Source organism: Cyanobium sp. BA20m-14 (assembly GCF_024346295.1).
The window spans coordinates 1-17,865 of the sequence record NZ_JAGQCR010000037.1 but is presented as its reverse complement, the minus strand read 5'-3'; the positions used below and the strand labels follow the sequence as shown (position 1 = coordinate 17,865).

At 65.0% G+C, this 17,865-nt stretch carries 16 protein-coding genes, 1 tRNA gene and 1 other RNA gene; 7 read left to right on the top strand and 11 right to left on the bottom strand.

The annotated features are described in order from the left end of the window. From KBZ07_RS05495 to acpP, 4 genes are all read right to left on the bottom strand, one after another. A partial coding sequence (locus KBZ07_RS05495) for a glycosyltransferase family 2 protein (RefSeq protein WP_254930667.1) occupies positions 1-1,163 on the bottom strand: 1,163 nt, incomplete at its 3' end. 33 nt (positions 1,164-1,196) lie between these two features. Next, positions 1,197-3,203, bottom strand: coding sequence for a transketolase (tkt, locus tag KBZ07_RS05490; RefSeq protein ID WP_254930666.1), 2,007 nt, complete (start codon positions 3,201-3,203; stop codon positions 1,197-1,199). Positions 3,204-3,237: 34 nt separating this feature from the next. Further along, a complete protein-coding gene (gene fabF / locus KBZ07_RS05485; protein WP_254930665.1) occupies positions 3,238-4,485 on the bottom strand; it encodes a beta-ketoacyl-ACP synthase II in 1,248 nt (415 codons plus the stop codon). Positions 4,486-4,493: 8 nt separating this feature from the next. Further along, a complete protein-coding gene (gene acpP / locus KBZ07_RS05480) occupies positions 4,494-4,736 on the bottom strand; it encodes an acyl carrier protein (RefSeq protein WP_197153217.1) in 243 nt (80 codons plus the stop codon). Between the two features lie 145 nt (positions 4,737-4,881). Here acpP and psaC point away from each other — a divergent pair, with 145 nt between their 5' ends. Continuing rightward, the gene (gene psaC, locus KBZ07_RS05475; protein ID WP_006042515.1) at positions 4,882-5,127 is read left to right on the top strand and encodes a photosystem I iron-sulfur center protein PsaC; all 246 of its coding nucleotides are present in this window, start codon (positions 4,882-4,884) and stop codon (positions 5,125-5,127) included. Between the two features lie 88 nt (positions 5,128-5,215). Further along, positions 5,216-7,135, top strand: a complete 1,920-nt coding sequence (glmS, locus tag KBZ07_RS05470) for a glutamine--fructose-6-phosphate transaminase (isomerizing) (RefSeq protein ID WP_254930664.1) — start codon at positions 5,216-5,218, stop codon at positions 7,133-7,135. Positions 7,136-7,198: 63 nt separating this feature from the next. On the opposite strand, the gene KBZ07_RS05465 is transcribed toward glmS, so the two are convergent. Both KBZ07_RS05465 and rimM read right to left on the bottom strand, forming a co-directional pair. Next, positions 7,199-8,659: a mannose-1-phosphate guanylyltransferase/mannose-6-phosphate isomerase gene (locus KBZ07_RS05465; RefSeq protein ID WP_254930663.1), complete on the bottom strand. Its 1,461-nt coding sequence runs from the start codon at positions 8,657-8,659 to the stop codon at positions 7,199-7,201. Between the two features lie 52 nt (positions 8,660-8,711). Then, complete coding sequence (gene rimM / locus KBZ07_RS05460) at positions 8,712-9,287, bottom strand: ribosome maturation factor RimM (RefSeq protein WP_254930662.1); 576 nt, start codon at positions 9,285-9,287, stop codon at positions 8,712-8,714. A 76-nt stretch (positions 9,288-9,363) separates the two neighbouring features. On the opposite strand from rimM, the gene KBZ07_RS05455 reads away from it, so the two are divergent. Further along, a complete protein-coding gene (locus KBZ07_RS05455) occupies positions 9,364-9,543 on the top strand; it encodes an NAD(P)H dehydrogenase subunit NdhS (RefSeq protein WP_197153229.1) in 180 nt (59 codons plus the stop codon). Here KBZ07_RS05455 and KBZ07_RS05450 read toward each other — a convergent pair. Next, positions 9,521-10,240 (bottom strand): ribonuclease III family protein, encoded by a 720-nt coding sequence (locus KBZ07_RS05450; protein WP_254930661.1) that lies wholly within the window; start codon positions 10,238-10,240, stop codon positions 9,521-9,523. The genes KBZ07_RS05455 and KBZ07_RS05450 overlap by 23 nt on opposite strands. Before the next feature lie 18 nt (positions 10,241-10,258). Beyond that, an RNA gene (gene rnpB, locus KBZ07_RS05445) (RNase P RNA component class A) lies at positions 10,259-10,668 on the bottom strand. Positions 10,669-10,712: 44 nt separating this feature from the next. Between rnpB and KBZ07_RS05440 the strand changes: the two genes are divergently transcribed. Next, a tRNA-Arg gene (locus KBZ07_RS05440) sits at positions 10,713-10,786 on the top strand. A 143-nt stretch (positions 10,787-10,929) separates the two neighbouring features. After that, positions 10,930-12,069: an integrase gene (locus KBZ07_RS05435; RefSeq protein WP_254930660.1), complete on the top strand. Its 1,140-nt coding sequence runs from the start codon at positions 10,930-10,932 to the stop codon at positions 12,067-12,069. On the opposite strand, the gene KBZ07_RS05430 is transcribed toward KBZ07_RS05435, so the two are convergent. Beyond that, a complete protein-coding gene (locus tag KBZ07_RS05430; RefSeq protein WP_254930659.1) occupies positions 12,053-12,337 on the bottom strand; it encodes a hypothetical protein in 285 nt (94 codons plus the stop codon). The two genes, KBZ07_RS05435 and KBZ07_RS05430, sit on opposite strands and share 17 nt — an antisense overlap. Before the next feature lie 452 nt (positions 12,338-12,789). Between KBZ07_RS05430 and KBZ07_RS05425 the strand changes: the two genes are divergently transcribed. After that, positions 12,790-15,588 carry a DUF3987 domain-containing protein gene (locus KBZ07_RS05425; RefSeq protein WP_254930658.1) on the top strand — a complete coding sequence of 933 codons (2,799 nt, stop codon included), beginning with the start codon at positions 12,790-12,792 and terminating at the stop codon, positions 15,586-15,588. Positions 15,589-15,834: 246 nt separating this feature from the next. Here the strand turns inward: KBZ07_RS05425 and KBZ07_RS05420 are convergent, their stop codons facing one another. Both KBZ07_RS05420 and KBZ07_RS05415 read right to left on the bottom strand, forming a co-directional pair. Then, complete coding sequence (locus KBZ07_RS05420; protein WP_254930657.1) at positions 15,835-16,881, bottom strand: nucleotidyl transferase AbiEii/AbiGii toxin family protein; 1,047 nt, start codon at positions 16,879-16,881, stop codon at positions 15,835-15,837. Continuing rightward, positions 16,874-17,482, bottom strand: coding sequence for a DUF6088 family protein (locus KBZ07_RS05415; RefSeq protein ID WP_254930656.1), 609 nt, complete (start codon positions 17,480-17,482; stop codon positions 16,874-16,876). The genes KBZ07_RS05420 and KBZ07_RS05415 overlap by 8 nt, the downstream gene beginning before the upstream one ends. Before the next feature lie 169 nt (positions 17,483-17,651). On the opposite strand from KBZ07_RS05415, the gene KBZ07_RS05410 reads away from it, so the two are divergent. Beyond that, the coding region (locus KBZ07_RS05410) for a galactose oxidase (protein WP_254930655.1) at positions 17,652-17,865 on the top strand (214 nt) is incomplete at its 3' end.

Below are 17,865 nucleotides of genomic sequence, written 5' to 3'. Positions count from 1 at the left end.
GTATTCCACACGAAGCGGCTGCTGGCGGCGTAGTTCCATACGAAGACAACCAGGATTCCGGCCAGCTGGGCAAATAGGGCATCTTTGGCGATAAGATTGTAGTAACCAGAGGCCAACCCTACATTTGCAATTGCGGGAAGAGACGCCACTAGTGAGAATTTTAGCAGCCCCTTAAAAAGGGCCGCCCCTTTAAGGCTCTGGAAGTGGAAGGTGAGCGTATTGTTGATTAGATAGTTAGAGCACGCCGATGTCATCACTCCAAAGGGCAGGGCTTGCTCAAACAGCATCCCAAATCCGCCCACCAGTAGCTGGGTTGTTAGGAGTTGAACAGCCACTCCACTGGCCCCAACCAAGGCAAAACTAATAGCCCTTCGGGGTATAGCCCTCAGACTTAAACTGTGTAGTATTGAGATCAGAAAATCCCAGAGAACGGCCAGATCTAGTTTTGACTCGCCGTGGCAGCGTGGTTGGAACTGCAAGGGTATTTCCGCGGTCTTCAACCGGCCCCGACTCACCGCAAGAAGTTCATATAGGAATTTGAAGCCATTTACGTCTACGGCGCGAATCACCGGAATTATTGTATCTAGACGCAGGGCAAAAAAGCCACTCATATAGTCACTGAGATTGGCGTAGGCCTCCGGCAGGCTCAGGCGGGCCCATTTGTTTGCCCAGTTTGAGCCCATTGTGCGCCGGTTGCTTAGCCCTATGATTTGAGCTTTAGCGGCAAAACGGCTTCCGATCACAAGATCCAGATCCCCCCTGATCAGGGTATGGAGGGCCTGGTAGACAGAAGCTGGCTCGTGCTGTCCATCGCTGTCCATTACGAGGGCCACGTCACCGGTGGCATCCATGAGCCCTTCCTTGATCGCACTTGCCAGGCCTGAGCGCCCCAGCCTGCGGATTAGTCGTATGCAAGGTTCTTCGCGAGCCAGTTGGCGGACCAGCTCAGCGGTGCCGTCTGATGAGTCGTCGTCTACAACCAGTATTTCCAGGCTGAAATTATTCTTGAGTCCAATGAGCTGCCCTATGAGGGGGCATATGGTGTCTTTCTCGTTATACGTGGGCAGAACGATCGTTGCTTTCGTCTGCTGAATGCTTGCGTCACTTTGCACGGCTTTGAGGGTTTCAACTTGTGCAAATGAAAAGCCCATGGCGGCTGCCATGGGCGGTATCTGGTATTTAGCTTGGGGCTGTGATCAGCCCAGCGCCTTGGCCTTGGCCACCACGTTGTCGACGGTGAAGCCAAACTTCTCCATACAAACCGGCCCCGGGGCGGAGGCACCGAAGCGGTCGATCGACACGGTGTCACCGTCGAAGCCGCTGTACTTGTGCCAGCCGAAGCTGCTGGAAGCTTCCACCACGATGCGCTTGCGGCAGGCGGCGGGCAGCACGCTTTCGCGGTAGGCCGCGCCCTGCTCTTCGAACAGCTCCACGCAGGGCATGGACACCACGCGCACGTTCTTGCCTTCGGCCCGCAGCTGGGCTGCGGCCTTGGTGCAGAGCTCCAGTTCAGTACCGGTGCCGATAAGGATCAGCTCGGGGCTGCCGTTGCTGTCTTCGAGGATGTAACCGCCCTTTGCCACATGGGCTGCTGCCGAACCGGGTTGGTTGGCCATGGCCTGGCGGCTGAGGGCCAGCACGGTGGGGCGCTTGCGGTTGGTGACGGCCACCTGGTAGGCCCCCATGGTTTCGTTGCCGTCGCCGGGGCGGATCACCAGCAGGTTGGGGATGGCGCGCAGGTTGGCGAGGGTTTCCACCGGCTGGTGGGTGGGGCCATCTTCGCCCAGGCCGATTGAGTCGTGGGTGAGCACGTAGATGCAGCCCAGCTCGCTCAGGGCCGAGAGGCGCATGGCACCGATCATGTAGCCGGCAAACACCAGGAAGGTGCCGCCATAGGGGATCAGGCCACTGCCGTGGTAGGCGATGCCATTCATGATCGCCGCCATGGCGTGTTCGCGCACGCCGAAGTGCAGGTAGCGGTTGGCCTCCCCGCCTTTCTGGAAGCTGGCCTCGCCCTTGATGTCGGTGAGGTTGGAGTGGGTCAGGTCGGCGGAGCCGCCGATCAATTCGGGCAGGTTGGGGCCGAACGCATTGAGGGCGTTGTAGGAGTGCATGCGGGTGGCCAAGCCCTTGTCCGCGGGGCTGAAGCTCGGCAGGGTCGAATCCCAACCCTGGGGCAGTTCGCCGCGCAGCTGGCGCTCGAATTCGGCCGCTTCGGCGGGGTATTGGCTGCGGTAGGTGGCCAGGCTGGCGTTCCAGGCGGCTTCGAGGGCTTCACCGCGGCTGATCGCCTGGCGCCAGTGGTCGTAGGCGTCCTGGGGTACTTCGAAGAGCCCGTAATTCCAGTCGAGGGCCTTGCGGGTGAGCTCGGCCTCATCGGCTCCGATGGCCGCGCCGTGGATGCCGGCGGTGTTGGCCTTGTTGGGCGAGCCGTAGCCGATCGTGGTGGTCACCTTGATCAGGCTGGGCTTGTCGGTGATGGCCTTGGCCGCCTCAATCGCCCGGGCGATGCCGGCCACATCGGTGTTGCCCTCGGCGACATGCTGCACATGCCAGCCGTAGGCCTCATAGCGCTTCAGTACGTCCTCGGTGAAGGACACGGCGGTGTTGCCGTCGATGGTGATGTGGTTGTCGTCGTAGAGGGCAATCAGCTTGCCCAGGCCCAAGTGGCCGGCCAGGGAAGCGGCCTCGCTGCTCACACCTTCCTGGTTGCAGCCATCACCCATGATCACGTAGGTGTAGTGGTCCACCAGCTCGCAACCGGGCTTGTTGAACTTGGCTGCCAGGTGGGCTTCGGCGATCGCCAGGCCGACGGCGTTGGAGATGCCCTGGCCCAGGGGGCCGGTGGTGACCTCCACCCCGGGGGTCTCAAAGGTTTCCGGGTGGCCGGGGGTCCGGGACTCCCACTGGCGGAATTGCTTGATGTCTTCGATGGTCACCGAGTCGTAGCCGGTGAGGTGCAGCAGGGCGTAGAGCAGCATGCAGCCGTGACCGGCCGAGAGCACGAAGCGGTCGCGGTTGAACCACTTGGGGTTCCTGGGGTTGTGCTTCAGCACCTTGTCCCACAGGGCGAACGCCATCGGTGCACAGCCCATGGGCAGCCCCGGGTGACCGGAATTCGATTTGTTGACCGCGTCGATCGCCAGGAAGCGGATGCTGTTGACGCAGAGCGACTCGAGGGAGGTAGGGGGGGCGGCGACCATGGCTAGGACTGGTGTGGAGGGGAGGGGAGGGTGCTCACGCCATGCGGCGGAAGGCCAGGCAGACGTTGTGACCGCCAAATCCGAAGGAATTGGAGAGCACCACGTTGAGGGTGTGTTCCCTGGCCTGGTTGGGAACCACATCCAGATCACAAGCCGGATCTGGATTTTGGTAATTGATCGTAGGCGGCACCAGGTTGTGCCCTATGGCCAGCACGGCCGCGACGGCTTCGATGCCGCCACTGCCGCCGAGCAGGTGGCCCGTCATCGACTTGGTGGAGCTAACCGGAATCCGGTAGGCCCAGTCGCCGAGGGCGCTCTTGATGGCAGCGGTTTCGTTGCTGTCGTTGGCCTGGGTGCTGGTGCCGTGGGCGTTGACGTAGTCGACGGCCTCGGGCTCGAGTTGGGCATCTTTGAGGGCAAGCCGCATGGCTTCGGCCCCACCGATGCCACCGGGGGTGGGCGAGGTGATGTGATGGGCATCACAGGTCATGCCGTAGCCCACCACCTCGGCCAGGATCTGGGCCCCGCGTAAACGGGCGTGGTCCAGGCTTTCCAGCACCAGAATGCCGGCCCCTTCGCCGATCACAAAGCCGTTGCGCTTGGCGTCGAAGGGACGGCTGGCGGTGGCCGGATCGTCGTTGCGGAATGAAAGCGCCTTGGCGCTGGCAAAACCCGCCACGCCGAGTGGTGTGATCGCCGATTCCGCCCCGCCGCAAACCATGGCGTCAGCCAGGCCCAGCTGGATCAGGCGGTAGGCGTCGCCGATGGCGTTTGAGCCCGCCGCGCAGGCTGTCGACACCGCACTGCTGGGCCCCCTCGCCGCCAAGGCGATCGCCGTCAGGCCAGTGGCCATGTTGGGGATCATCATCGGCACGCAGAAGGGGCTGACCCGATCGGGCCCCCGGTCTGCCAGCACATGGGCCTGGGTTTCCATCATCAGCAGGCCACCCACGCCGGAACCGATGGCGGTGCCGACCCGATTCTGGTTGCTGGCGTCGATGGTCAGCCCGGCATGGCCCACGGCCTGTTTGGCGGCCACCACGGCAAACTGGCAAAAGCGATCCCAGCGCTTGGACTCCTTCGGCTCCAGCCAGCCGGAAGGATCAAAATTTTTGACCTCCGCTGCAAAGCGGCAGGCATGGCGACTGGCATCAAACAGGGTGATTGGTGCCACGCCGTTGCGGGCGGAACACAGACCTTCCCAATAGGTTTTGACATCGTTGCCAAGCGGCGTAACCGCGCCCAGACCGGTGACGACGACGCGCTGGAGTCCCTGCACCATGGAATGGCTCAGGCCTGCTTGTCCTGGATGAACTTGACGGCATCACCCACGGTGGTGATGCCTTCGGCAGCTTCGTCGGGAATCTCGATGTCGAAGGCTTCTTCCAGGGCCATCACCAGTTCGACGGTGTCGAGGGAGTCAGCACCGAGATCGTTCTGAAAGTTGGATTCGGGCTTCACGTCCCCGGAATCAACGCTGAGCTGCTCCGCAACGATCGAGCGCACTTTCTCGAAGATCGCTTCCTGGGACATGGCTGCTTTGAGAGTCGACGCACTCTACGGGTCGCTCTGCAGGGCATCTGCCGCCGTATGAACAAGGGTGACGGGGTCGGGGGGCCGCCGCAGGCTTGCCTGGGGCTTTGGGTACGTTGGGCGTCAAGCCGTCCTTCACCGGGCCATGTCCCACGCCGTCAAGATCTACGACACCTGCATCGGCTGCACCCAGTGCGTGCGTGCCTGCCCTCTCGATGTGCTCGAGATGGTGCCCTGGGATGGCTGCAAGGCCGGCCAGATCGCCTCCTCGCCCCGCACCGAAGACTGCGTGGGTTGCAAGCGCTGCGAAACCGCCTGCCCTACCGACTTCCTCAGCATCCGCGTCTATCTCGGCGATGAAACCAGTCGCTCGATGGGCCTTTCCTACTGAGCCAGCTTTGCCATGGCTCCAGGGCCCATAGGCTCAAGCCCGGCCGGTTGCCGGGCTTTTTTGTTGCGCTCTTCGCTGGCCCAGCCCTATGTGCGGCATCGTTGCCCTGATTGGATCCCGGGAGGCGGCTCCCCAGCTGCTGGAAGGTCTGCGCCAGCTGGAATACCGCGGCTACGACTCGGCTGGTATCGCCAGCGTGGATGGGGCGGGGCTCCACTGCCTCAAGGCCGAGGGCAAGCTGGTCAATCTCACGGCCCGCTTTGAGGCCGAGGGCGCCCCGGGCCACTGCGGCATCGGCCATACCCGCTGGGCCACCCACGGCAAGCCTGAAGAGCGCAACGCCCACCCCCACCTCGATGGAAGCGGCCAGCTGGCGGTGGTGCAGAACGGCATCATCGAGAACTACCGCAGCCTGCGGGAGGAGTTGCAGGCCGAAGGGGTGTTGTTCCGCTCCGAGACGGACACCGAGGTGATCCCCCATCTGCTGGCGCGGCAGCTGGCAAGGTTCACGGCGGCGGGTCGCAAGCCCAGCGGGGCACTGCTGCTGGAAGCGGTGCAGCAGGTGTTGCCCCTGCTGCAGGGGGCCTATGCCCTGGCGGTGGTGTGGGCCGAAGCCCCCGGGGCCCTGCTGGTGGCGCGCCGGGCGGCGCCCCTGTTGATCGGCCTGGGGGAGGGGGAATTCCTCTGCGCCAGCGACACCCCAGCCCTGGCTGGCTTCACCCGCACGATCCTGCCGATGGAGGACGGCGAGGTAGCCCTGCTCACTCCGCTGGGTATAGAGCTATACGACCAGGCCGGGGGGCGGGTAGAGCGCAGCCCCAGTCTGCTGAGCGGCACCGAGCACGTGGCCGATAAGCGCAGCTTTCGCCACTTCATGCTCAAGGAGATCCACGAGCAGCCGGAAACGGCGGCGCTCTGGGTGGCCCGGCACCTGCCGCAGACGCTGCCCGGCGAGGCCGGCCCCCTGGTGGCCCTCCCCCTGCCTGCGGAGGTGTTTGAGGGGGTGGAGCAGATCCAGATCCTGGCCTGCGGCACCAGTCGCCATGCGGCCCAGGTGGGGGCCTACCTGCTGGAACAACTGGCAGGAATTCCAACCAGCGTCTTCTATGCAAGTGAATTCCGCTACTCGCCGCCGCCGCTCTCCGCCCACACCCTCACGATCGGCGTGACCCAGTCAGGGGAAACGGCAGACACCCTGGCTGCCCTGGCCATGGAGCAGGAGCGGCGCCAGCTGATCCCTGATCCAGCCTTTGCCCCCAGGCTGCTGGGGATCACCAACCGGGCGGAGAGCTCCCTGGCCCGGATGGTGGACCACATCCTCGATATCGGAGCGGGCATTGAGGTGGGGGTGGCAGCCACAAAAACATTCCTGGCCCAGTTGCTGGCTTTCTATGGCCTGGCCCTGGCCTTTGCTGAGCGCCGGCTGGGCAATGAGCAGCATGGCGCCAGCTCGGGCTGCAGCCGCGCCGGTCTGGAAGCCCTGGTGGCCCAGTTGCGGCAATTGCCCCAGCAGCTCGAGGCCCTGGTGGCCGATCACGACCAGCGCTGCGCTGGCCTGGCCCACCGGTTTGAGGGCACCCAGGATGTGATCTTCCTCGGCAGGGGCATCAACTATCCAATTGCCCTGGAGGGTGCCCTCAAGCTCAAGGAGATTAGCTACATCCATGCCGAGGGGTATCCGGCGGGGGAGATGAAGCACGGCCCCATTGCTCTGCTCGATGCCAAGGTGCCGGTGGTGTCGATCGCCATGCCGGGCAAGGTGTTTGACAAGGTGCTCAGCAATGCCCAGGAGGCCAAGGCCAGGGACGCCCAGCTGATCGGTGTCGCCCCCAACTGCCCTGATGCGGAGTTATTTGATCTGCTGCTGCCGGTGCCGGTGGTGGATGAACTGCTGAGCCCGCTGCTCACGGTGATTCCAATGCAGCTGTTGAGCTATCACATCGCGGCCCACCGGGGCCTGGATGTGGATCAGCCGCGCAACCTGGCCAAGAGCGTCACCGTGGAGTGAGAGCTGAACTGCTAATTATTGGTCGGTTGATTACTGAACCGCTGATTACTGAACAGCTGATTACTACTTCGTAACATTCGAACTGATTTGGTCGGTGCGACCGTAGCGATCGTCAAAGCGCACGATGTCGTCTTCGCCCAGGTAGGGGCCGCTCTGCACCTCAATCATCTCTACAGGGATCTTGCCCGGGTTGGTGAGCCGGTGCCGGCAGCCCAGGGGGATGTAGGTGCTCTGGTTTTCGCTGACCAGCTCCTGCTGGCCATCCTTTTCCACCAGCGCCGAGCCCTGCACCACGACCCAGTGTTCGGCCCGGTGGTGGTGCATCTGCAGCGAAAGGCTGGCGCCGGGGTTGACTACGATCCGCTTCACCTGCCAACGGGATCCCTCGGTGACGCCGTCATAGGAGCCCCAGGGGCGATAGATCTTGCGGTGGGCCTTGCTCTCCGGGGCCCCCTGGCGCTCCAGCAGGCCCACGATCCCCTTGATGTCCTGGGCCCGGTTGCGGTGGGCCACCAGCACCACATCGTCGGTTTCCACCACCACCAGGTCTTCGACGCCAAGCCCCACCACCAGGCGGTGCTCGCTGCGCAGATAGCAGTTGCGGGAGTCTTCGTGGATCACCCGGCCACGCAGCACGTTGCCCTGGTCGTCCTGGTCGGCGGTTTCCCAGAGGGCGCTCCAGCTGCCAACATCACTCCAGCCCGCCTCCAGGGGGAGCACGGCGCCCCGGTCGGTGCGCTCCATGACGGCCACGTCGAGGGCCACGTTGGGGCAGGCGGCAAAGGCTTCCCGCTCCAGCCGCAGGAAGTTGAGGTCGGCACTGTCCTGCTCCAGGGCCAGCCTGCAGGCGCTGACCACCTCCGGCACCAGCCGTTCGAGCTCCGCCAGGATGGCGCTGGCCTTGAACAGGAACATGCCGCTGTTCCAGGTGAAGCGGCCGGTGGCCAGGAACTGCTCGGCGGTGGCCCGATCTGGCTTCTCCACAAACCTGGCGATCGGCACTGGCCTGTTGACCTCCCCGAGGGGCTCGGCTGCCTCGATATAGCCGTAGCCAGTTTCAGCCGCGGTGGGCACGATCCCGAAGGTCACCAGCTGGCCCGCCTCCGCTGCCGCCGCGCCGGCAGTGATCGTGTCGCGGAAGGCCGCGGCGTTGCGAATGGCGTGGTCCGCCGCCAGGACCAGCAGCAGGGGGTCATTGCCCTGGGCCGTGGCCTGCAATGCCGCCACCGCTACCGCCGGGGCCGTGTTGCGGCCTACCGGCTCCAGCAGGATCCCCGCCGGTTCTACGCCGATCTGGCGCATCTGCTCGGCCACGATGAAGCGGTGATCTTCATTGCAGATCAGCAGTGGCGCTGCCAGCCCCTCCAGGCCCTCCAGTCGCTGCTGGGTCTGCTGCAGCAGGGTTTCCTCGCCGCCGCCGGCCAGGGGCCAATATTGCTTCGGATAGCTGGCGCGCGAGAGGGGCCACAGCCTGGTGCCCGTGCCGCCGCAGAGGATCACCGGAACCAGGGTGCTGACTGGCATGGGAGCGCCTAAAGTGGTTCCATTCAAGGCCATCCAGCCACTTCGGGCCAGCTCAGAGGTCCAGTAGCCCTGGCGGTGGGGTGATGCCGATCCAGCCCTCTGCAAGGTGCACCTCCGGCACGATCGCGGTCACGAAGGGGATCAGTAGGCGGCGGGAACCGGTCGGGGTGTCCTGCTCCACCTCCAGCAGGTCGTTGCCGGCATGGATCAGGTTGCACACCCGGCCGATCGGCCGCTGTTCCTCCAGCAGGCGCACCTCGGTTCCCACCAGATCGAGCAGGTGAAATTCGCCCTGGGCCAGCTTGGGCCGGTCATCGGAGCGCACCAGCAGTTCGGCCCCCACCAGGGCCTCAGCTGCGACGCGGCTATCAACGGTGGCCAGGCTGACCACAAACAGGTCCCTGCCCGGCAGCTGGCGGCCGCCGAGCAGGGCCACCTCCTGCGGGGTTTGCCCCTTGAGCTGCAGCCAGCGGCGACCGGCCTGGGTGAAGCGCTCCGGGAAATCGCTCATGGGCAGGACGCGCAGCTCCCCCTTCAAGCCCTGGGCGGCCACCAGCTTGCCCACCACCATCAGGTCCGTAGCTGGTTCTGTGGCTAGTTCCGTTGCTGGTTCCGTGGCTGGTTCCATAACTGCTTGGATAACCGTCAGAGTGCCTTTGCCATCGATAATGGCCGCAAGCCTCGCCCCACGCCTCGCCCCAACCATGGCCGACCTGCCGATCCTGCCTGGCTCCACCGTGGTGGTGCGTGACGGCCGCTCTATCTACAACGGCTACCGGGGCTTTGTGCAGCGGATCAGCGGTCAGCGGGCCGCCGTGCTGTTCGAGGGCGGTAACTGGGACAAGTTGGTGACCATGCCGATCAAGACCCTCGAGCAGGCTTGATGGTCGCCAGGGCCGCCCGGGCCGCCGCCTGTTCGGCGCTGCGCCGGGAGGGCCCCAGGCCCGTATGGCTGGATTGACCAAGGATCTGCACCGTGCAGCCAAAGCGATGGGGATCGCCGTGCACCTGGCTGCGTTCAGCACAGCTGTACTGGGGCAGCCCCAGGCCCTGGCCCTGACTCCATTCCTGCAGGGCCGATTTCCAGTTATGGCGATCGGGATCGCTCAGCAATTCGGCGGCGCTGCGCTGCCAGTGGGGGGTGAGCCAGCAGTGCACCGGTTCTAGGCCGCCCTGGCCGCCCCCCCAGGCCTCATAGAGGCCCCCCAGCAGGGCCTCGCAACATTCCGCTCGCACGGTGGCCCGCCCGGCGCTGTCGCCAGTGGCGATCGGCCCAAGCAGCAGAACCGATTCAATGCCGCAGCGCTCGGCGATTTCAGCCAGCCAGCGGTCGCTCACGAGCTGGGCCCTCAGGGCTGACCAGCGGCCCACGCCCAGGCCTGGGTGGTGCCGTTGCAGAAATTCGGCTGCGGCCAGCCGCAGCACGGCATCGCCCAGGAACTCCAGGCGCTCGTGGTTGTGGGCCCGTCCCGCCGAGGTGTGGGTGAGAGCTTCCTCGATCGGGGTCAGGTCGCGGTCGCCGCACTCCAGGCCCAACGACCGGAGGAAGGCAACCAGTTGCTGGTGGCGTTCGGGCCGCATGGATGGCTTGGGGGAAGGGGGTGAAAGCAGGTCGTAAGCCGGGTTCTGTTCTCCCATCAGCAAGCTGGTGGGGGGTGATCATCTGTCTGGGACCGCCGTTACCGGCGGCCTCGAGCGGCGCACTTGAATCGGGACGGGTGTCATGGCCAACCGTTGTCCCTGGGCCTTGCTCCCAGCCGGGGTTTACCGAGCCAGCACCTCTCGATGCTGCTGGTGCGCTCTTACCGCACCTTTGCACCCTTGCCTGTGCGGGGGGCGAGCCCCCTGCCATCGGCGGTGTGTTTCTGTGGCACTGTCCTCACGGTCACCCGCACTGGGCGTTACCCAGCAAGCCTGGCCATTGGGGAGCCCGGACTTTCCTCAACCAGGCGCCCGAGCCGCTCCGAAGAGGCGGTTAGACCCTGATCGCGATCACCTCACCTGCTTTCGCGTTCCATAATGCCGCTGCGTGTCCCTCTGGGGATTTCCGCGGGGGGCTGTAGCTCAGCCGGATAGAGCGACGGTTTCCTAAACCGTAGGTCGTGGGTTCGAGTCCCGCCAGCCCCGTTCTTTAAAACCTCAGCTCCAGCAGGGGTTCTCAGGGAAGCAAGGGTCGAAAAAGCTGCTTCAGCGGCTCCATCCCGTTAGGCAAAGAACTAGGCAAATTGGCCCGGATCGACCACGATTAGGCAAGTGGTTAGGCAAATCGGGTGCCTCCGTCCGACCCCTGGCTCATTCGCCAGAACACCGCGCTGAAACTGAAAGGTCACGGGGTCACCCTCGATGTGGCAGGGGGTCGGGTGCGTCTGCGGGCGACCATGCCGCCGCGGCCTGCAGACCCGCCCGGTTCCGAGCCCAGGCAGCACCGCATCAGCACCGGTCTTGCCTACCCGGATCAGGCCAGCGAGTCGCTGCAGCTGGCTGAGCAGCTGGGCAACGCCCTGGAGCGCCACCGGCTAGGGGTGGAGCCCTTCGACTGGACGCCCTGGCTGCCCAAGGGGCGAGAGCGAAAGAAGCCTCAGCAGGCGGAGCGGCCCGATGGCGTCAGTGGCCGGCAGGCGGTGCGCCTGACTCGGCAGTGGTGGGGCAAACAGCGCCGCCGCGGCCCGTCTGCGGAAGACAGCTGGAAGGTCGACTACGACGCTCCCCTGGCGCCGCTGCTGGACATCAGCCCTCTGTTGCCTGAGCACCTAGTGGCCTTGGTGGAGGCCACGTCATCCGGAAGTCGCTCACGGAGGCGGGCCTCTCAGGCCGCGGCGACCGTTGCCCGAGCGCTCGACTGGTCCGATGAGCTGGTGTCCCAACTGCGGGAACTTGGCAAGGGCTACAGCGCCTCCCGCAGCCAGGCCCCGCGCGATCTGCCGAGCAATGAGTCGATCGAAGCGTTGATTGATCGCCTGTCGGCCTCCTGGCAGTGGCCGGTGGCGGTGGCTGCTGCCTATGGCTGCAGGCCCCATGAGGCTCTGCTGTTCGCTGAAGTCCAGCCCTCTGGGCTATTGCGCATCGCCGCTGGCAAGACCGGGGCACGTCAGTCGCTTGCGCTGCCGGTTGAGTGGATTGAGCGCTGGTCTCTGCGCACCAAGCGTCTGCCGGCTTTTAACCCCGAGCGCAGTCACCGTGATGTCGGGGCACTGATGGGTCAGGCGTTCCGGCGTGCAGGGGCTGAGTTTCAGCCCTACGACCTGCGCCATGCCTGGGCGGTGCGGGCGATCCACAACCCGAAGATCTCACCCTCGCTGGCGGCCAAGTCGATGGGTCACAGCCTGGCGGTGCACAGCAGCGTCTACCAGCGCTGGTTCGATGCCCATGAGATGGAGTCGCTCCAGGCGGTGCTCAGCGCAGCGTCCTGAGATAGCGCTCCACGTTCACCAGATAGGAGTGCCGCTTGCCCGAGGCTGAGGGCAGCTGCCGGTAGCAGTCCGGCGGGAAGCCCCCGCGCAGGATCCGGGCCTTGAGGGCCCTGGCCGATTTGCAGTGCAGCAGAGGAGCGGCCTCGCGCAGTGGCAGCCAGGGGCTGGCTTTGGCGCTGGGTTGGGGCTGGTTCTGAGCGTTGAGCAGTTTGAGCTGTGCAGAAAGTTGTGCCAGCTGGGCCGTTAGTTCAGCGACCACGTTGTCCATCTTGTGCCGAGATGTGGCGTTGCTGAGAGATTGCCTGGATGGCTTGATTGAATCCACTCCCAACTTCCCTCCCAAGCTTGGGGGGCAAGCTGGGAGTGGATACTTCTGGATTTTTGAGAAGACTTTGTAAGTCCTCTCGGATTCCTCTCGTGTTCAGGATTCAGCCGCGGCCGACAGAGCAGCTGAACGTCAGAGTTCTGCCCGAAGTCATTGCTGAGATTGATCGGATGGCCTCACGTCTCAAGGCCACTCGGTCCGCTGTGGCAAGGGCTCTGATCGATTCAGGTCTTGAGCAGCTGCGCTATTTCCATCGAGAGGAGGAGTCATAAAACATCCCCGCGCCTGGCCGGGCAACGGGGACACAGAAGCGAAGCCATGAAACTACCGCAACGCACAGCAGCGCGGCAGGCGCTGTTACATCAAGGCAAGCAGATTCGTCTGTGGAGGCATCGATGATCGATTTCTCCTATTACGAAGCCCTGCGCGCAGAAGTCTGTGCGCTCACAGAGCTTGGCCTGCAGCTGCAGACCGTCATCCCAGTGGCTTTGCCGGCTGAGCTGCATCCGAAGCGCCAGAGAAACAGGGACACGGGCCGCTGGGAGCCGGTGCTCAAGAACGGTCAGCCGGTGCCGGCCTTCGTGGGCAAGAACCCCTCCTGTTGGCAGGCGGATGGCAGGCCCCGCACCATCAGTCACTCCAGGCTGGCGAGCTGCGAGGAGCTTCTGGAGCGGATCGCCATTGCCGAACAGCTGGGCAAGGAGCTGGGGCTGGCGATCATCCCGTCCACGGACGTGGTGTCGATCGACTTCGACACCAAGAACTACGGCAGCGTTCAGGAGCTGGAACACGACTGGATGGCGCTGCTCGATCGTTATCCGGTGCTCACGGGCACCCGTATGGAGCGCACTCCCAGTGGTGGGGTCCATGTCTATGTGCGCGTGTCCGATGCCATGGCCAGCTGGCGTAAGCCTGGTGGCGGCCTGCACTGCAACTTCACCACCGAGCTGGGTGGCCCCCACCGCGGTGAGGTCCTGGCGGGTACGCGGGTGTCGGTCTGTGCGCCCACGCAGAACGGCAGCGGTCCGTATGAACTGATCAATCCAGAGGCGGCCTGCAGCTTCGTCGAAGTGGCTGATCTGGCCTCAATCGGGATCTTCCCCGAGGTGCGGGATCCGCAGAACGCTCCCGCTGCTTCTCCTCCTGCAATGCCGCTGAGTCCAGGAGCAGCGCCCCCACCGGTGGTGACACCCAGCCAGCCCCCGTTGCTGCTGGATCTGCTCGGTGGCAAAGCACAGGGCTTGCTCAACGGCGAGCGGCCCTATGGCATCGGTGATGCCGCAGCCAGCGACCGCAGCCTGCAGCTCACGGGTTTTGCCAAGGAGCTCTACAGCTGGTGCAACCTGCTGCAGGCCCAGGGGCTGCCCTGGGGCGGGGAAGTTGAGCAGCTGCTGCAACGTGCGATTGCCTCCCTCGGCATCGAAGACAAGGCCGAACGGGTGCTGGAAAGCATCGATGCAGGCCGCTGTCACCATGCCAATCCGGAGTGGGCGCTGAGGCTCTACCAGTGGCTTGCCGGCGGTCGCTCACGCCGCTGGGCAGGCCGCGGCGGTTCCGTGCCGAGCGCAACGGAAGGCAGCGCCGTCGGCGGGCCTGCAGAGCCCAGCCAGCCGCCGCCGCTTCAGCGCGACGAGTGCCGTGATCGTCTGCAAGCCGCCGTGGCGGCCCATCAGTCGCCCACCGAGTTGGAGTTGCTGCTGGGCGAACTGGTGGATGCCTCTGCGCTGCATCCCGTTGAACTGCGCCAGCTGTTGGTGGCGGTGCGGGTGGAGGAGGAGCAACGCGAGGTGCTGCTTCAGGAGGCCACTGCGATCCAGCTGGATCGGGCGCGGCAGCAGGCCCGGGAGCCGATCACTCTGGATCGGTTGTTTGCTCCGGCTCTGGCCGAGGCCCTGCGCCGGGTCACCGAGCACCTGCCGTATTGCGATCACGTGGTTGCCACCACCTATCTGGCCGGCATCAGTGGCCTGGTGAAGCTGGGCACGAGCATCTGCGGCAACCCTTACACCGACTTCGTCACCCCGGCGAACCTCTACGTGGCCACGGTGGGGCGCTCTGGTCAGAAGAAGACCCCGCTGGAGAAGCTGCTGGTGCGGAGGCCGGCGCGGGAGCTAATCCGGGAGATGGCGGTTGAGAACAGCCGGGTGATGGAGAACTGGCGGGAGCAGTGCAAGGCGTCCAAACGCAAGGACGAGCGCCCCCCGAAGCCCGTTCCGATCCACATCCAGATCCAGGACTACACCGGAGAAGCCCTGGTGGCACTGCTGCACGAGCTCGACAAGCGCGGTCTGAGCGTGTTGGTGCTGCGCGATGAGCTCTCCGGCCTGTTCGGAGCGATGAATGCCTACCGCTCCGGCAAGGGCGCCGATGAGCAGCAGCTGCTGGAGCTGTTCGATGGCCATGCCTTCACCTCCCTGCGGGTGACGGCGGGCGACCGCAGCTATGAGCGCTGCCAGGTGAGCATCTACGGCGCCATCCAGCCCGGTGTGCTGCGGGAGCTGATCAAGGGGGGCGATCCGTCAGGCAAGTGGGCCCGCTTTCTTTTTTCTCCGTTGCCCGAGAGCACCCTGCCGCTGCCCACGGCCATCAGTCAGAAAGGGGTTGCGGCAGTGAATGGGGCGATGCAGTCCTTGGAGGTGTATGCCCGGTGGATCTACACGCTCCCGGCCAAGCAGTACCAGCTCGATGCAGAGGCGATCGAAACCTTCAGCGCCTACGAGCACGACAAACAGGTCCAGGCTCAGCAGGCCCGGCTGGACGCGCAGGGGGCGCTGTACGGCAAGTCAGCGGGCAAGGTGCTGCGGGTGGCGCTGCTGTTGCACCTGCTGCAGCTGGTGGTGACACGCCAGGAGGAATCGCTGGAGGTGCCGGCCACGACGTTGAAGCTGGCGATCGATCTGGTCGATCAGCTCGATGCCTGGGCGCTTGGCTTCCACGAGCAGGCGGCAGCCGATGCCGATGCAGGTGGGGTCTCGTCCTTGATGCGCCGCATCCATACCCTGGCCCGCAAAGCCAAGGGAGCGGTGAGCTGGGCGCAGTTGCGCCAGCAGATGAACAGCCGCGAGAAGAAGGGCATCAGCGCGGCCCTGGCCGAACAGGCCATGCAGGCTCTGGCCGAGCTGGGTGTCGGAGAGGTCACGCAGGGCCCCCGTGGCGGCCTGCTGTACCGGGCCACAGAAGAGCTGGGTGCCTGAGGGAGCGGGGACAGCCATGGGGGAGTCGCCCGTTTCCCCCACAACAACCTTGTGTCCACCAGGGAAGAGAAGGAAGGGGGGAGAAGGGGACTGGATTTTCTCTTCTCCACCGCAGCTCCGCTGCTCGGTGGGCATCACCAGGAAAAACAGAGTTCCCCTGCGCCCCCAGTCCCCCGCAGGTCCAACCCCCTGTTGTGGGCAGGGTTTCAGCGGGGGAACGCTGCGCTCCTCTGTTTGGTCCCTCTGTCAGCGGAGAGATTGCGCGATGGCATTGCACTGCTGCTCCAGCAGAGCCATGCGCTCCATCAGCTCGCTGAATGTCGGCACTTGGCCGCGCAGCATTCCAGAGGTGGTCATGGCTGCGTAGTCCGCTTCCAGCGCCTTCCGGCCGTCACCGGTTGGCACCAGCTGCAGATCGCCGCTGAGTGCTTGGACGTAGTTGATCGGCGGCTTTCGCCAGAAGTCCTCCTTGTGCTGGGCCACCTCCATGGCGAGTCCCCGGTCCTGCATGGCCGCTTCTGCGATGCCTGCACTGGCCAGGCGATCGAGGTCGTACCAGTGCCGGGAGTAGCGCTCGCCTTCGCCGCTGCCCCAGCTGCCTTTGCGGCAGGCCACATGCACCGCCGCGGCCTTCTCCAGGAAGGTGCGCTTCGGGTCAATCACCAGGGGGGTTGCCGTTGGGAACGCGAGCATGGCCAGGTGAGATGCCGCCTCGCAGGTGATGGGCATGGCTCCATGCGGCTCGCCGGTGGAGTGGGCGCCGAACTCCAGCAAGACCGTGGGCCGCACATAGCCAAAGCTGCTGTCAGGAGCAGGGATCAGAGGCTGGTAGTGCAGAACGATGGTGGGTGGTTGCCGGCGATCCGGTTCGGCCGCTTTCAGCGATAGCTCCAGAGGAACTCCGGCTGCGGCGACCGCACGCTGGAGCAGCGGCAGCGGGATCTCCTGCACCCATTGCTTGAGCTTTCTGTCGGCGTCCTTGCGTCGTGTCTGGGCCTGGGTGGGGTTGGCAGCTGGAGACAGGTCAACCTCGGGCCAGAGGTGCTGAATGTTGAGGGTCAGATCGACGTCCTCGGAAAAGCGCTCGATCAGCCCATGGGCCTTGGAGAGCGAAGTGCCCCCTTTGAAGGTGAGGGAGGCGAGCAGCTGCTCATCGGCCCCGAGGCTTTGCAGGGCCCAGACCACCCAGATGTCCTTTTCGAGGAGGTAGGCCGGCCAGCCGCTTTCAGAGGCAGCCACCTCCAGGGCTTCTCGCTGATCGGCTGCTGAGAGTGAGAACCAGGACTCAGCCACGCGCCCCCTCCGCTTCCTGCTCGTTCAGCAGCTCCACCAGCCAGATGGGCAGTTCGGCCCGCACCGTCAGCAGGGCCTCCCATTCCGCTGTGGGCAGGGCCTGGCGGAGCTTGGGCAGGGCAGCGCCGGCCTCATCGGGCCCCAGCCAGGCCAGGGCGCGGATCGCCTGGCCTGCAGGGCGATCGGACAGCAGGAACTGCCAGCGGGGTGCCTGGCGCAGGCTGATCTCCTGCTTGCCGAAGCAATAGCGCTTGCGGCTCCTGGTGCGGCTCAGAAAGGTCTGCTGCACTGGCATCTGGGTGGTGAGCCCCAGGGCGTTGGCCGCGGCCACGCCGCTGCTCACCAGTTGCTCTCCCAGCTCCGTCATGAGATGGGCCATCACCAGCTCGGGAGCCGGGGGGCGTGTCCCGAAGCGGCTGCGGACCGGCAGGGCGTAACGGCCGCGGGTGATCTTTACCAGTTGGCCGCGGCTCACGAGCCGGCGTAGGGCCTGATCCACGGCGTCCCGCTTGCCGAGCGCCAGGAACTCCTTGGCTGCCAGCAGGCTTCCCTCAGTCCGGCGGCCGGCGGCTTCCAGGATCTGGGCACTGAGGGCGGTCATGGCGGTTCCGGGGTGTCGTCTCGTGCGCTGGTGTGTCAGAAGCGTACGCAAGTTTCTGACACTCTGTCTATGGCTTGGGCGCTTCTGGTCTCTTTTGCCGCCATGGGCCCACCGAGCTGACAGCCATCGTGAACCCTGCTAGTACAGATGTACGCAGTGGAGGGGGTGCATGGAGTTCATCGAGGTCTGGCCCCAGCTCGGAGAGCCGGTGTTGCGCAGCAGCCGCAGCCGCAAGGTCTGCATGACCTGCCACTTCTTCCGGCACCGGGTCGCCGCGGATGGCATTCCTGAGCTCACCTGTGAGCTCCACCGCGCGTTGATTCCGCAGGGTGTCCATCTGGCCAGCAGCTGCCAGGGCTGGACCGATGACCTCGTGCGACAGC